This window comes from Vibrio sp. 10N.286.51.C3 (assembly GCF_003050065.1).
Lineage (GTDB): Bacteria > Pseudomonadota > Gammaproteobacteria > Enterobacterales > Vibrionaceae > Vibrio > Vibrio crassostreae.
Genome location: NZ_PIGC01000007.1, coordinates 224,714 through 239,894, shown reverse-complemented (window position 1 = coordinate 239,894; position 15,181 = coordinate 224,714). Strand labels below are relative to the sequence as shown.

At 44.8% G+C, this 15,181-nt stretch carries 13 protein-coding genes; 2 read left to right on the top strand and 11 right to left on the bottom strand.

What is annotated here, in order from left to right; genetic code table 11:
- Positions 1–46: 46 nt before the first annotated feature.
- From CWO27_RS10085 to rppH, 3 genes are read right to left on the bottom strand one after another with little or no spacing between them, the layout of a single operon-like run.
- Positions 47–838, bottom strand: coding sequence for a sulfite exporter TauE/SafE family protein (locus tag CWO27_RS10085; protein WP_048662681.1), 792 nt, complete (start codon positions 836–838; stop codon positions 47–49).
- Between the two features lie 8 nt (positions 839–846).
- Positions 847–3,096 carry a phosphoenolpyruvate--protein phosphotransferase gene (gene ptsP, locus CWO27_RS10080; protein ID WP_019820560.1) on the bottom strand — a complete coding sequence of 750 codons (2,250 nt, stop codon included), beginning with the start codon at positions 3,094–3,096 and terminating at the stop codon, positions 847–849.
- Positions 3,097–3,098: 2 nt separating this feature from the next.
- Positions 3,099–3,617 (bottom strand): RNA pyrophosphohydrolase, encoded by a 519-nt coding sequence (gene rppH, locus CWO27_RS10075; RefSeq protein ID WP_017059335.1) that lies wholly within the window; start codon positions 3,615–3,617, stop codon positions 3,099–3,101.
- A gap of 616 nt (positions 3,618–4,233) precedes the next feature.
- On the opposite strand from rppH, the gene mutH reads away from it, so the two are divergent.
- Entirely contained in the window at positions 4,234–4,899 is a 666-nt protein-coding gene (gene mutH / locus CWO27_RS10070) for a DNA mismatch repair endonuclease MutH (protein ID WP_055319051.1), read from the top strand.
- A gap of 89 nt (positions 4,900–4,988) precedes the next feature.
- Here the strand turns inward: mutH and CWO27_RS10065 are convergent, their stop codons facing one another.
- From CWO27_RS10065 to xerD, 8 genes are all read right to left on the bottom strand, one after another.
- Entirely contained in the window at positions 4,989–5,300 is a 312-nt protein-coding gene (locus tag CWO27_RS10065) for a DUF6482 family protein (RefSeq protein WP_004735016.1), read from the bottom strand.
- Positions 5,301–5,514: 214 nt separating this feature from the next.
- Positions 5,515–5,766, bottom strand: coding sequence for a hypothetical protein (locus CWO27_RS10060; RefSeq protein WP_004735015.1), 252 nt, complete (start codon positions 5,764–5,766; stop codon positions 5,515–5,517).
- A gap of 568 nt (positions 5,767–6,334) precedes the next feature.
- Positions 6,335–7,669, bottom strand: coding sequence for a cyclic-di-GMP-binding transcriptional regulator VpsR (gene vpsR, locus CWO27_RS10050; protein ID WP_050053118.1), 1,335 nt, complete (start codon positions 7,667–7,669; stop codon positions 6,335–6,337).
- Positions 7,670–7,940: 271 nt separating this feature from the next.
- Complete coding sequence (lysS, locus tag CWO27_RS10045) at positions 7,941–9,473, bottom strand: lysine--tRNA ligase (protein ID WP_017059330.1); 1,533 nt, start codon at positions 9,471–9,473, stop codon at positions 7,941–7,943.
- A gap of 98 nt (positions 9,474–9,571) precedes the next feature.
- Positions 9,572–10,670 (bottom strand): peptide chain release factor 2 gene (gene prfB, locus CWO27_RS10040; protein WP_102300662.1). Its coding sequence is split into 2 segments (ribosomal slippage): positions 9,572–10,594 and positions 10,596–10,670, totalling 1,098 coding nucleotides; the frame shifts between segments, so codons are not numbered across the junction.
- Between the two features lie 235 nt (positions 10,671–10,905).
- Entirely contained in the window at positions 10,906–12,642 is a 1,737-nt protein-coding gene (recJ, locus tag CWO27_RS10035; protein WP_107898927.1) for a single-stranded-DNA-specific exonuclease RecJ, read from the bottom strand.
- Between the two features lie 79 nt (positions 12,643–12,721).
- Positions 12,722–13,501, bottom strand: a complete 780-nt coding sequence (locus CWO27_RS10030; protein WP_017059328.1) for a thioredoxin fold domain-containing protein — start codon at positions 13,499–13,501, stop codon at positions 12,722–12,724.
- A gap of 26 nt (positions 13,502–13,527) precedes the next feature.
- On the bottom strand, positions 13,528–14,442 hold the full coding sequence (xerD, locus tag CWO27_RS10025) for a site-specific tyrosine recombinase XerD (RefSeq protein WP_048658059.1): 915 nt from the start codon (positions 14,440–14,442) through the stop codon (positions 13,528–13,530).
- Positions 14,443–14,592: 150 nt separating this feature from the next.
- Between xerD and fldB the strand changes: the two genes are divergently transcribed.
- Positions 14,593–15,114, top strand: a complete 522-nt coding sequence (fldB, locus tag CWO27_RS10020) for a flavodoxin FldB (protein WP_019820572.1) — start codon at positions 14,593–14,595, stop codon at positions 15,112–15,114.
- Positions 15,115–15,181: the final 67 nt, after the last annotated feature.

Below are 15,181 nucleotides of genomic sequence, written 5' to 3'. Positions count from 1 at the left end.
TATCTAAATTGATTAACGGTTAGCTCAATGGCTAACAGAAAAGACACTACAGCAGCATTGTGGCTGCTATAAACATTAAAAATACCGCAAAGAATTTCTTCAGCACAGAGGTTGGCAATTGAGTGGCCAGTTTCGCCCCCACTCGAGTGGTCAAAACTGAGGTACAAGATATCGCGATCAAAGCCGGCAGATAAACGTAACCTAAGCTATACGCAGGAAGATCATCAACAGAAGATCCATGCCAAATGAAACCGAGCATTCCCGAAATCGCGATAACACAACCGCATACCGAAGATGAGCCCACAGCTTTGCGCATTTCCACACCATGATGGTTAAGGAAAGGCACCGATAAAGACCCACCGCCAATGCCCGCCAAGCTTGATACCAAACCAATACCGCCACCACACAATACGGTTTTAGCTGAACCCGGCATCGACTTTTGGCTCTTAGAGCGAATCGACAACAGCATTTGCAACGCCAATACCAAAACAATCACACCAAAGACTTTTGGTAAGTATTGAGCTGGAATGACATCGGCCACGAAAGAACCGAGGAAGCCGCCTATAACGACACCCGGCATCAACCACTTAACGACAAATATCTCTACGTTACCTAATTTTAAATGGTTAATCGCAGACGATCCCGACGTAACAATGATGGTTGATAGCGAAGTAGCCAATGCCATTTGCATCGCAAACTCTTGGGGGATACCCGCTTTAGGAAGCAAAAACAGTAAGGCAGGAACCACCAGCAAACCACCACCAATGCCTAGCAAGCCTGCTAAAACACCAACAATAGCACCAAGGCCTGCTAACAAGCCTATTAGTTCATATGACACGTTAAATCCTATTTTTTACCTGCTCGAATGAAGCCTGTAAATTCACGCTCTTCGAAATAGTTCAGCATCATACTATAGATGTCACTACCATACGGTTTTGAAAGTGCCTTATTTGCCAAATCCTGTAATTCAGCCAAGTTCGATTGACGAATCAAATATTTGGTTCTTGCGACATTCGAGGTATTCATACTTAGCGTCTCATACCCCAATCCAATCAATAGCAGCGCGCCCATCGGGTCACCGGCTAACTCGCCACAAATACACACAGGTAATTGATATTGCTTACAAGTATCATGAATTTGTTTTAATGCCATGATCACCGCAGGGTGCATTGATTCATAGACATCGGATACTCGTGAATTGTTCCGATCAACCGCTAATAAATATTGGGTTAAGTCGTTGGTACCGACTGAAACGAAGTCGACCTTATCCGCAATCAGCGGCAGTATGTACAGCATGGATGGCACTTCAATCATGATACCAACGCGAGGCATACGCACTCGGTTATCAAGCTCATGCACTTCGTCATACGCTTGTTCAATCAGTTGTAGCGCGTCATCCAATTCCTGAGCACCAGAGATCATCGGCAGCAAAATGCTCAAGTTATGGCTTTCACAACTCGCACGTAGCATGGCACGCAGTTGAATAATGAAGATATCTGGATGATCGAGCGTAAAACGAATACCACGCCAACCAAGGAATGGATTGTCCTCTTCGATAGGAAAATAAGGTAAGGCCTTATCACCACCGATATCGAGTGTACGCATCACCACTTGTTTCTCAGGGTAACTTGCCAGCACAGAACGATACTGCTTGAATTGTTCATCCTCTGACGGGAATCTTTGCTGTAACAAGAAAGAGATTTCAGTTCGATACAGCCCTACTCCATCAACACCTTGGTTGATGGCGATGTTAGTGTCTGCACTCAAACCCGCATTAAGTAGAATCTCTACTTGCTTGTCGTCTTGCGTTTTTGCCGGTAGGTACAGCTCGCGATTGACCATAGAGGAGAGCTCACTCTCTTCTAGAATCAGCCCTCGATACTCTTTAAGCAGGTTTTTAGTCGGCTCAATAAAGATCTCACCGCTATACCCATCCACAATCGCTCGCTTGCCATTAGCTTGAGCTAGATTGAGATTTACCCCCATGACTGAAGGTATGCCAAGCGCTCGAGACAAAATCGCTGCATGCGAGTTCGCCGCCCCTTCCAAGGAAATAACAGCTAATAGCTTTTCTTTTGGAATAGACGCTAATACCGAAGCGGTTAACTCACGAACCACTAGAATAATCGGCTTATCTAATGTGCGGAGTTCATGTTCAGAGTTATGGAGGAAATAGAGCAACCTTTGTCCGAGCTCTCGGATGTCTTGTGCTCTCTCACGAAGGTACACATCAGACATACGAGCAAAGCGGTTCGAATAGCTCTCAACCACTTGTCTTAATGCCCAATCGGCTTTATCGCCTTTCTGAATTTGACTCTTTAGATCCTTACGCAACATAGGATCGTTGAGTAAGTGAGTAAACAGGTCAAAGATCGCTAATGCGTCTTTATTGATTTCGCTATCTAAGCGCTTTCGCATGCGCTTAAAGTCATTGAGGGCATTTTCAACCGCTACCGCCAACAACTCATGCTCTCTCTCTACATTGAGCGTCGAAGCAGGATAAACATCGGTAAGTTCAGGCTGGGTGTTGTCCCACCATAAATCACCAATCGCCACGCCCGATGAAGCTGCAATACCTTTAGTCGCAGGTAGCTTCTGTTGCTCTAACAGCCAATGACCTTGAGTTTGGGCGTGCGCCACAATAACGGCAAGTTGTGCTGAGAGCGTGACAAGGAAAGATTCTTCCATCTCACTGAATAAACGCGGAGTCTTCTGTTGAATGACCAATACACCGAGTACTTGCTTGCGGTGGATAATCGGAGTACCGAGAAAAGAGTGATAGACGTTTTCTCCAAGCTCTGGAAAAAACTTATAAGCAGGGTGAGCAGATGCTTGTGCAAGGTTGATAGGTTCAGCACTTCTTTTAACAAGGCCAACCAGACCTTCGTCAAAACCAATGTGAATGCTATTGCCTTTGAAGATCAGGCCTTGAGTTGCCATCAACTCAAGGCGCTGCATATCATTATTTGCCAAATACACGGTGCAACATTCCGTCTGCATCGCACTGCATGTCTCTTTCACCAAAATATCAAGAGCCGTCGACACATCTTCAACTCTTGATACGTGTTCAACTATTTCCCTTAGTTGACTGAGCATGCTTAACCTCTACGCAATTTGCGCTTTCCTTTTATTTTTCGCTCTTTAAACGGCATTGCTAAAGATGCGAACTCTTTCATCGCTCGACGGTAAACATCTCGCTTGAAAGAAACAACTTGTCGAACTGGGTACCAGTAACTCACCCAACGCCAACCATCAAACTCAGGTGTACTTCCACGCTGCATATTGATATGCGATTCATCGCAATCTAAGCGCAAAAGAAACCACTTCTGTTTTTGTCCAATACAGACAGGTTTAGAATCCCACCGAACCAGTCGTTTGGGTAGCTTATAGCGTAACCAATGACGACTTGTCGCGACGATCTTTACATCCTTTTTAGTAAGGCCAACCTCTTCATACAACTCGCGGTACATTGCCTGTTCCGGAGTCTCACCTTCATCTATTCCCCCTTGAGGAAATTGCCATGAATGTTGTCCGTATCGTTTAGCCCAGAAGACCTGACCATGGTTGTTACAGATTACAATACCAACATTTAATCGGTAACCATCGCCATCTATCACTGGCCAACCTCTATCTAAATTTTTAATTACTCTGATTTTTCCACATATCCCCAATCGGAGCAAACTTAGTGACGTGATAAGCGCTATATTTATGAATAATAACTAAAGATATGGATAAGTTTTGCTCAAATTCTAGTTACCCACACAATAGTGAGACATAGACCACATTTATTCACCTTTTCTGTGAATAACTATGTGAAGAATTACCCGCAATCGTTTTTTTTAATCCATAGATTCATCAACACAAAAAACGACAAATCAATAAAACTTAATTTATATTCATACAAATCAACCAATTAAAATAATATCTTAGTTTTAAAAAACATTGGAAATGTAAAAGATCTTTCAGAAATTCGACATGGTTAAAGATCAACCACTCCGATGTTTATCCACACTACCAAGTGAAAGATTCATTTTGAACCCCATTTGGCAAGCATTTTATCCACCATAAACCCCTGTTTATTTATCCACTAAATTAATATTTCAATTAATTACCTTTATGTCCTGTGGATAACCCTGAGTTTGATCCCTTTTCTCGCAAGGAGATCATTTCTTAACCAGTCGTCATTTGGTGATAACTTCTGATAAAATCGTTTTTTTGATCATACCTTTTATTATGAAACCAGAACCACAAACACAACAAGAGCTGTTAGAGCGCGCGTATGCCATCGCCGGAATGACCTTTAAAGAACTCGCCGACGAAGCCGAGATGCGGATGCCAAACGACCTTAAGCGTGATAAAGGCTGGGTTGGGCAGTTATTGGAATGGCACTTGGGTGCACCTGCAGGCAGCAAGCCAGAACAAGATTTTGCCAAGCTAGGGATCGAGCTAAAAAGTATTCCGATTGGCTATTCTGGCAAGCCACTCGAAACCACCTTTGTGTGTGTCGCGCCTTTGATGGGTGTGCAAGGCATAACTTGGGAAACCAGCCACGTTCGAAACAAGCTGTCTAAGGTGTTGTGGATCCCTGTCGAGGGAGAAAGAGAGATCCCGTTAGCAGAGAGGCATGTAGGATCCCCTTTATTATGGACACCTAGCCAAGCTGAAGACGAACTCTTGAAAAGAGATTGGGAAGAACTAATGGAATTGATCGTGTTAGGCAATGTGGAGCAAATAACTGCAAGACACGGTGAAGCACTGCATTTACGTCCAAAAGCTGCCAACAGTCGAGTGTTAACCGAAGCTTACGGTGCAAGTGGAAAACCTATCAAAACTAAACCACGTGGTTTCTATCTACGAACTCAATTCACCCACAAATTGCTGACAACACATTACGCATAGATCGTTTAATCGAGCCTCGGTAGCGAAAACTCTCAATGCGTTACAAAAGAGCCTGCAATTAGAATCAATCTCTAGCAACAAACGCTCTCTTAATGAGGTTTAAGCGCCAGTTCAATGTCACAGTAGCTTTGGCTTGGCTCATTACCAAACTCATCATACGCGTTATGTAGGCGAAGATACGCCTTTTCAAAGCCGAGCCGGAGTAACTCCTCTTTCACTTGATCCAAGGATCCAAAGTGAAGCGGCTCGCCGTCTTGCTTTACCGGTTCTAGCTTGTGTTTGTACTCCACCGCCAGTAGATATTCTGAGATATCAGAACAGCCTATAACGTACACTTTTGGAGTTTGATAAGAGTCTTTATGCTCTCCATGTAACCACATGTCTAATTGATGCTTCTGCATAGCCAGCCTCCCTTGCTCTATAAAGCTTAGTAGAACTCTTTTCCTTTACTAGATAACAACTTAAAAAAGCATAGATAACGGCTTAAAAAAGCAAAAAAGAGAAGCAAGAGCTTCTCTTATTTGACCAGTTCTAGTTCAAAAGTTTGCACTTTCGACGCCATAACTATCACTGTGACTTATCTTAGGGGTTGAACGGTGCTATCAACCCCGCAGATTACGTCGGTATTCGCGCACTTAGGACACGACGAAGGTGACGTACTCGACGTTCAATAGTGACAACTTCTGGTTCAGAAAAACCAATAGGTCGACCGTCAGCCTCAAGACCAATATCTCTTAATAAGTGAGTATTGTTCCATGGTAGATCATATGAACTACGACGAACTTTTCGTTGCCATTCACGCTCTTCACGACGAAGATCGGCACGGATAAGGACTGTTGCTAATTTTAAATATACTGAGTGACGCATAATAACTCTCCAGTTGTTGAATAAACTGAGGAAAAATAGCGTGTTAGATAGTGTGAGGGCTTCTCATTTAGCTGCTATTTTTCCGCAGCCAAATAAGGATACGGATCTATTAGTTAGGTTTATCTTGGGTGTTTCGATCGGCCATGGCTGATGTTTGTGACATATCAGTCACCATGTCAGTACACGGATCAAACGACGCGCAAATATGCTGTATAAAATCGAAATGTTTCATTTGCGCCTCCAAGCTAACTAAAAAATCCAAAAAGAAATGAGGTAGTAAAAGCAGACAAGTATTTGTTAAATCTCTGCTTTCACGGGTAAAGTCTAACCAAGTGAGTATATTATTCAACCGATAATTGGTTAACATTTTCAAAACAATGCATTTACCTAAAATATCAGTTGCATATTCATTTAAATATAACATATTCACTATGATTATATAAAATCACAGCATATCTATCTTCGGGCTGAGCTAGAAAAGAACTGACTCCCCTTCAGCAACAAAAAAGCCACGTAGATACGTGGCCTTTCATTTACAGTGACTGAATAAAGTCATGTAGAAAAGAGTCTAAACAACCCCCTCAGAGATTAGGCTGTGTTTATTGAGCAATCGGTACATAGTTGCTCGTGATACGCCAAGTTCTTTAGCTGCCAACGAAACCTGACCGCCGTAAGACTCCAATACAATCAGCAGTGCATCGCGCTCTGAACGCTCACGAATACTCTTCAAACTTCGGCGTTCATCATTCTGTTTTGGTAAATCGAGTTGATGATCCTCAATGATCACCGCATCCGACATCAACACAACACGCTTAATCTGATTCATCAGCTCACGCACATTTCCAGGCCAATGGTAGCGATTCATCGAACGGATAGCATCGTCTGAAAAGCTCTTCGCTTGAGCATTAAACTCTTTCGAGTACTCACGCAGAAAGTGATTAGCCAGTACTGAAATATCACTCACACGTTCTTTTAAGCTCGGAACATGAATACGCAGAACATTAATGTAGTGATAGAGCTCTTCATTAAAATCGCCCTCAATCAACGCCTTCTCGATATCAGAGGAGTTCGCGGCCAGAATACGCACATCAACGGATTTAGGTCCATTAGCGGTTTCAATCTTACCCTCTTGTAAAAAGCGCAACAGATTCAGTTGTTGATTGCGTGGCATCGCTAAAACATCATTAAGCAAGATGGTTCCGCCATCGGCTTCTTCCAACATACAAGGCGCTGTCGCTGGCTGTGCTGAAATACCAAAGACCTCGGCCTCTATTCTCATTTCAGACAAGGCACGACAGTTAACCGTTAAAAATGGCTTCTGTGCTCGCGACGAGTTTTGGTGAATCGAGCGTGCAATCGTCTCTTTACCAGCTCCGCTCTCGCCATAAATCAAGATACTGACATCAGTCGGCCCAATACGCTTCACTTGGTCTCTCAAGCGCTTCACAGCCACAGAGTCGCCCAGCAGGCCCATATTGTTGTTAATGCCGTAGTTTGGCCATACTTTCTGCTCAAGCTTCAGCATACCCAGTTGGTGACCAATGGTACTCAGCAACTGAGCATCTGGGATTGGCGCCGTGAAAAAGTCGATACAGAAGTTAACGATAAACTGGCAGATAGTATCAGAGCTTAATTGCGATTCACGGATAAAGGCGAGCCATCTCACCTGCTTGTTATTGCTCACAAGGTTAGCAATACCGTTGAGACTGAACTCATCATGACTAAGATCGACAATACCAATACATGGGCCAATATCAGCAATCAAGGCATCGGCTTTTCGTAAATCTGCACACTGGGTACACTGCCAACCCACTTGTTCTAACACTGATAACCAGGGTTCGTACGCACCACCAACGACGATAAGAGAACCTGGTAAGGAATCCATCTTAAATTGAGTTCCCATCCTTCTTCCTTATTCTATTTTTATTTAAATCAGGCTAATACGAGTCACTGCTTCATCGTTCGACAAAATGCCGCGAGATCGTATTCAGCGCAGAGGCGTATAGTAGTGAGACTATCTTAGATTTTATGTCTCAATAGTAAGACTATGTCAGAAATAACGATTTTTCGAATCAAGAGTGCGGTACAGACTAGGTTTTGAAGCCCAAAAACAGAAAAAGCCACCCGAAGGTGGCTTTTTAATTACATAGGCTGTTACGCCCTATAAGCGAGAATTACGCTTGTGGACGCATTGCCGGGAACAAGATCACGTCACGGATTGTGTGCGTGTTTGTAAATAGCATTGCTAGACGGTCGATACCGATACCTTGACCTGCTGTTGGCGGTAGGCCGTGCTCTAGTGCAGTAATGTAGTCTGCATCGTAGTACATTGCTTCGTCGTCACCCGCGTCTTTCGCGTTAACTTGCGCTTTGAAACGCTCGTCTTGGTCTTGTGCATCGTTAAGCTCAGAGAAACCATTCGCAACTTCACGGCCACCGATGAAGAACTCAAAACGGTCTGTGAAGAATGGGTTGTCATCGCTACGACGTGCTAGAGGAGAGATGTCCGCTGGGTAGCCAGTGATGAACGTTGGTTGAATTAGCTGAGGCTCAGCCGTTTCACCAAAGATCTCTTCTAGAAGCTGACCACATGTCCAGAACGTTTCTACGTCTACGTGTACAGATTTTGCGATAGCAACCATCTTCTCACGGTCTTGTAGGTCTGCTTCTGTTAGCGCTTGAATCTCAGCGTGCTCAGGGTTGTAGTGCTTGATTGCATCGAACATGCTCATTCGAGCGTAAGTGCCACCGAACTCAACCGTTTCGTCACCGTAAGGCATAGAAGTAGAACCAAGAACGTCCATTGCTGCCGTGCTTAGCATCTCTTCTGTCAGATCCATAAGGTCTTTGTAGTCAGAGTACGCTTGGTAGAATTCCATCATTGTGAATTCTGGGTTGTGACGTGGAGATAGACCTTCGTTACGGAAGTTACGGTTGATCTCGAATACACGATCAAAACCACCAACCACTAGACGCTTAAGGTAAAGCTCTGGTGCAACACGTAGATACATGTCGATGTCTAGTGCATTGTGATGAGTGATGAATGGACGTGCAGTTGCGCCACCCGGGATCACGTGCATCATTGGCGTTTCAACTTCTAGGTAGCCTTTCGCGCTCATGAAGTTACGGATTGAAGATACAAGCTTAGAACGCACGATAAATGCATTGCGAGAATCTTCGTTCACGATTAGGTCAACGTAACGCTGACGGTAACGCATCTCTTGGTCAGTTAGACCGTGGAACTTCTCTGGTAGAGGACGAAGTGCTTTAGTCAGCAATTCAAACTCTTCCATGTTCACGTAAAGGTCGCCTTTACCTGATTTGTGAAGCGCACCTTTAACACCGATGATGTCACCGATATCTAGGCCTTGGTACTTCTCTTTCAGTACTTTTTGTACGTCTTTCGCTGCGTATGCTTGGATACGACCAGAAGTTTCTTGAATCGCAAGGAATGGACCACGCTTCGCCATAACACGACCAGCGATCGCAACGATGTGGTTAAGCTCTTCTAGCTCTTCCTTAGTCTTCTCACCGAATTCCGCTTGAAGATCGCCAGCTAGGTGCTCACGACGGAAGTCATTTGGGTGACCGTTAGCTTTGCAGTTTTGGCGGATGTGATCCAGCTTGCTGCGGCGCTCAGCGATTAGTTTGTTCTCTTCAGGTGAAGAAGCTTCTTGTGCGTTTTCGTTTTGAACAGCATCAGTCATTAGAGATGTACCCTGCTTTTAAAATTTGGACCGCTATATTTTTGCAAATATAGGCATTTTTACCAATATTATTGGTAAAGCTTAATAGTTGATAAAGCTTACAGACCTGATTTCAGGCTAGCTTCAATAAACTTGTCTAAGTCACCGTCAAGAACCGCTTGAGTATTACGGTTTTCGATGCCGGTGCGTAAATCTTTGATACGAGAATCATCCAGTACGTAAGAGCGGATCTGACTGCCCCAACCGATGTCTGATTTCGTTTCTTCGCTCGCTTGTTTTTCAGCATTTTGTTTTTGAATCTCAAGTTCAAAAAGCTTAGCACGTAGCTGCTTCATCGCTTGATCTTTGTTCTTATGCTGCGAACGGTCATTCTGACACTGAACCACGGTGTTGGTCGGAACGTGAGTAATACGTACCGCCGATTCCGTGGTGTTTACGTGCTGACCACCAGCGCCAGAGGCACGGTATACGTCAATACGTAGGTCAGAAGGATTAATGTCGATCGTAATGTTGTCATCAATCTCAGGATAGATAAACGCAGATGCAAATGAAGTATGACGACGACCACTTGAATCAAATGGTGACTTACGAACTAGACGGTGAACACCAGTCTCTGTGCGTAACCAACCGTAAGCATACTCACCAGAAATACGTACCGTTGCGCCTTTAAGGCCAGCAACATCACCATCAGACACTTCGATAACTTCAGTCTTGAAGCCTTTCGAGTCTGCCCAACGTAAGTACATACGCAACATCATTGAAGTCCAGTCTTGAGCTTCTGTACCGCCCGAACCTGACTGCAGATCGATGTAGCAATCTGATGCATCGTGATCACCAGAGAACATACGACGGAATTCCAGTTTCTCTAGCTTAGCTTCAAGTTCGGCTAGTTCTGGTTCAATTTCATCGAACGTTTCTTGATCTTCTTCTTCAACCGCAAGCTCTAGCAGGCCATCAACATCCTCAACACCTTGGTCAAGTTGGTCGATCGTTTCTACTACCGCTTCCAATGCAGAACGCTCTTTACCTAGCGCTTGTGCACGCTCAGGTTCGTTCCATACATCCGGTTGTTCTAATTCTGCGTTTACTTCTTCTAGACGCTCTTGCTTAGCGTCATAGTCAAAGATACCCCCTCAGGATATTTGTGCGCTCAGACACATCCTGCAGACGGTTTTTTATAGGATTGATTTCAAACATTTTAGCTCATCATTTATGAGTAGAATTTAACCGGAGAATTGTACTCAAAAGTGTGACGGAGATACAGAATTTTTTAGAGTGGTGAACCAAGATTCAACAACTTAATGGGATATAAAATTGACAGGCAGAAGAAACACGTAGAATTTGTAAGGGCAGGAAGGAAAACAAGCCCTGTTTTTGAACAGAGCTTGTTGAATCTGGCGCTATAGGATGAGCATTATTGAGCCCAAAATAACTATTTGGCTTCGATATGATCAATCATCAGCTGCAACGATTGGTTGCCGCGAAATTCGTTGATATCGAGCTTAAATGCAAGGTGAACGGTTTTCACCGAGGCATCTGGCCAGCGACGTAGGTCGACGTTAAAGGCAATACCGTCAATCATCACATTGGTTGGATGACCTTTGTATAGCGGCTCAAGCATCAGCTTAAGGTGCTTTTCACCCACCAACTTTTGGTGCAGCACTTTAAATTCACCGTCGAAGATTGGCTCAGGGAAAGCTTGTCCCCACGGGCCACCTGAACGCAGCGTTTCAGCAGTGTGCATCGAGAACTCTTCTGGTAACAGCTCTCCGTCAGACAAGATAATGCCCTTCAGTGCTGTTTCTCCAAGTTCATTCTTCACCACATCATTGAACAGCTTGCTGAAGCGTTCAAAATCCTTTTCCATGATCGTTAAGCCAGCAGCCATTGCGTGGCCACCGAACTTAAGAATCAAGCCTGGGTTTTGAGTGTCGATACGGTCTAGCGCATCGCGCATGTGCAAACCCGGAATCGAGCGACAAGAGCCCTTAATGCTCCCTTCGCCACCATCTGCAAACGCAATCACTGGGCGGTGGTATTTATCTTTGATACGTGAAGCCAAGATACCAATCACACCTTGGTGCCAATCACGTTGGAATAGGGCTAAGCCAGACGGTAGGTCATCTTTACCAAATTCAAGGCGCTCACAAAAAGCCATCGCTTCTTGCTTCATGCCCTCTTCGATCTCTTTACGCGTTTGGTTCAAGCCATCGAGTTCACTCGCCATACGACGCGCCGCGTGGATGTTGTTGCTCATTAGCAGTTCAACACCAAAAGACATGTCGTCCAATCGACCAGCCGCATTAATACGAGGGCCCAGTGCAAAACCAAAATCAGAGGCGACTAATCGCTTAGCGTCTCGCTTGGCAATTTCGATCAAGGCTTGAATACCCGGACGAGCTTTACCCGCACGAATACGTTGCAAACCTTGATGCACTAAAATTCGGTTGTTTTCATCGAGTGGAACCACGTCGGCAACGGTACCCAGCGCCACAAGGTCAATCAGTTCCATCAACTTAGGTTCTGTCATGCCGTGTTGAGCAAACCAACCCAACTTACGCATGTGAACACACAATGCCATCATCAGATAAAAAGCGACACCAACACCCGCTAGGGCTTTCGAAGGAAAAGCACAGCTCTCAAGGTTTGGGTTAACCATCGCATCGACCATTGGCAGTTCATTGCCCGGCAAGTGATGGTCGGTAACCAGAACCTCTAGTCCTTTCTCTTTAGCGAAGCGAACACCTTCAATAGAAGAGACACCGTTATCAACCGTCATGATCACTTCGGCGCCAAGCTCGATTGCCTGTTCGACAACCTCAGGGCTCAAGCCATAACCATCTTCAAAACGGTTTGGTACCAGATAATCGACGTTAGAACTGCCCAACATACGTAGAGCAAGTACTGACAACGCTGAACTGGTTGCGCCATCGGCATCAAAGTCACCAACAATGATGATGCGTTTTTGCTGCTGAATGGCTTTGAACAACAGTTCAACTGCAGCATCAATGCCACCCAGTTTTTGATAAGAGTGCAAGCCTTTCGCTGCTGTCTCTAGTTGGTCAGCACTGTCGATTCCACGACTCACATAAATGCGCTTTAACAAGTCAGGTAAGTGAGCAGGTAAGACTGAAGTGTCGACCTCAGGACGGCGTTGGATCTCTATCATATAAAAATGGGCCCGATATCAATCAGGCCACTCCTTAAATCAAAAACATGGGGGATAAATGGCAATACAGAAAACGAGATTATTGCTCTAAACGTTGAAGAAGTTGTGCTGGCGGCAAGTAACCACTCACCAACTCACCACTTGCTAGTACGATAGCCGGTGTACCATTGATGCCAAGCTCACGCCCCAATTGGTATTGTTTAGCAATGATCTGCTTCTGCTCTGCTAGGTCTTTACCAGACGCTGGCATTTGACGATTTACTTTAGCGTCATGCATAGCTGTTTTTGGATCATCTGACGCCCAGATTGCCGCCATTTGATCAGCAACTTGTCCTGTCGCGCCTTGACGCGGGTAAGCCATGTAACGAACGGTAATACCCAGATCGTTGTAGCCCTGCATTTGGCTGTGCAGACGAACACAGTAGCCACAGGTAATATCCGTAAATACCGTCACAACGTACTTTTCGTTATCAGCTTTATATTCGATAACCGTATCCGACATTGCTGCTACTTTTTCAGCATTCAACGGAGCTTGACGCTCAGCCAAAACATCACTGAACTTACCGTTGTCATCCAAAGAGTAAAGTGTACCGGCTAGAAAATGGTCGCCCTTAGGAGAAGAAAAGATAATGCCGCTGTTGGTTTGAACTTCTAAAAGACCATCGATATCCGAAGGAACAATCTTATCGACCTTAATGCCGATCTTTTCAAAACGCTTAGTTAACGCTGCAGTATCAATAGCTTGAGCAGGAGCAGCTTCTACGGCTGTTGACGTTGTTTCTACTTTCGCTTCTGATGCATTACATGCAGTAATCATAAGAGGAAGCGCTAGTAGAGGAAGACGGCGTAATACGCTCATTAAGTTCACCTTAAAAATAAATGGATTTAAGCACGTGGGTGATGCTGCGCGTGAATTTGCTTCAGCCTTTCAGTCGCCACGTGAGTATAAATTTGGGTTGTCGATAAGTCACTATGCCCAAGTAACATCTGTACGACCCTGAGATCTGCGCCATAGTTCAGTAAATGCGTCGCAAAAGCGTGTCTCAATACGTGGGGTGACAACAATTCTGTGTCGATACCGGCGACGACCGAGTAGTGCTTGATACGATACCAGAACGTCTGACGGGTCATTTGCTTGGCGCGTTTACTCGGAAAAACCACATCAGAACTGTTTTCGCCAAGTAGATGTGGACGACCTTGTTCAATAAAAGTCTCTATCCAATCGACCGCATTTTCGCCCATGGGTACTAAGCGCTCTTTACCACCCTTACCAATAACACGCACCACGCCCTGTCTTAGGCTAATGTTTTCCATCGTCAAGCTAACCAGTTCTGTCACACGCAAACCCGTTGCATAGAGTAACTCAAGCATCGCCTTATCGCGAAGCTCAATCGGATCGTTCGGATCTGGCGCATCAAGCAAAGCATCAACCTGCTCTTCGCTCAAATCTTTCGGCAAGCGTTGCGGCAACTTCGGGCTGATCAACAAAGCACTTGGATCATCACCTCTAATTTTCTCGCGGTGTAAGTATTGGAACAAGCGACGAATCGCCGACAACATACGGGCACGAGAAGTCTGCTTAAAATCAGCGTCGGCTAACCAGCCTTGATAATCCTGTAAACCTGAAAGGCTAATGAAGTCGAGGCGGTAATTGTTCTTTTCCATCCACGCTAATAACTTGGACAAATCGGTACGGTACGAGACAAGCGTATTCTCCGATAATCCTCGCTCCATCCACATAGCATCTAAAAACTGCTCAACGAGACCGTGGTCTTCGCTCTGCCCTTGAGGCGACTGCATAGTGTTACTCACAATATTGGAAACTGTTTTGAGAGTATGCCAGAGCAAATATGAATGCCATAAAAATTACGACTTGAGCGGATAATCGCTGCAATCGAAGTCGATTTATGGTTAGAATTCGCCATCTGAAATTAAAATCGAACGTTTGCTATGAAAATTGGATTATTTTACGGCTCAACCACCTGCTACACAGAAATGGCAGCAGAGAAAATTCGCGGCATTATTGGTGAAGACCTAGTTGATATCCATAACGTGAAAGAAACCCCTCTTTCATTGATGGCGGACTACGACCTTTTATTGCTGGGCATCTCGACTTGGGACTTCGGTGAAATCCAAGAAGATTGGAATGAACTGTGGGAAGACATCGCAACCACGCCAATGAAAGGCAAGGTTGTGGCTCTGTTTGGTTTAGGTGACCAAGAAGGCTACGGCGAATGGTTCCTTGATGCGATGGGTCTGTTGCATGATGAACTGAAAACCGCTGGAGCAGAGTTTGTTGGCTTCTGGCCAAACGACGACAGCTACGAGTTCGAAGCGTCTAAAGCGTTAACGGAAGACCAATCTCAATTCGTTGGTTTGGCGCTTGATGAAGATTCACAATACGAGCTTAGCGATGACCGTATCGCAAGCTGGGTTGAGCAAGTACTGGTTGAGTACAGCGAAAAGCTATAACCAAACAGAAGTACACCTAACTAAGTAGCTGAATATAAAAAGACCACAGAATACAAAAAGGCCTCAT

Excerpts from the sequence above, each read along its gene's own strand:
- xerD (WP_048658059.1), bottom strand. The coding sequence starts at position 14,442 with ATGCAGTCGCCTCAAGGGCAGAGCGAAGACCACGGTCTCGTTGAGCAG.
- lysS (WP_017059330.1), bottom strand. The coding sequence starts at position 9,473 with ATGACTGATGCTGTTCAAAACGAAAACGCACAAGAAGCTTCTTCACCT.
- recJ (WP_107898927.1), bottom strand. The coding sequence starts at position 12,642 with ATGATAGAGATCCAACGCCGTCCTGAGGTCGACACTTCAGTCTTACCT.
- CWO27_RS10030 (WP_017059328.1), bottom strand. The coding sequence starts at position 13,501 with ATGAGCGTATTACGCCGTCTTCCTCTACTAGCGCTTCCTCTTATGATT.
- CWO27_RS10060 (WP_004735015.1), bottom strand. The coding sequence starts at position 5,766 with ATGCGTCACTCAGTATATTTAAAATTAGCAACAGTCCTTATCCGTGCC.
- fldB (WP_019820572.1), top strand. The coding sequence starts at position 14,593 with ATGAAAATTGGATTATTTTACGGCTCAACCACCTGCTACACAGAAATG.
- ptsP (WP_019820560.1), bottom strand. The coding sequence starts at position 3,096 with ATGCTCAGTCAACTAAGGGAAATAGTTGAACACGTATCAAGAGTTGAA.
- vpsR (WP_050053118.1), bottom strand. The coding sequence starts at position 7,669 with ATGGGAACTCAATTTAAGATGGATTCCTTACCAGGTTCTCTTATCGTC.
- mutH (WP_055319051.1), top strand. The coding sequence starts at position 4,234 with ATGAAACCAGAACCACAAACACAACAAGAGCTGTTAGAGCGCGCGTAT.
- CWO27_RS10065 (WP_004735016.1), bottom strand. The coding sequence starts at position 5,300 with ATGCAGAAGCATCAATTAGACATGTGGTTACATGGAGAGCATAAAGAC.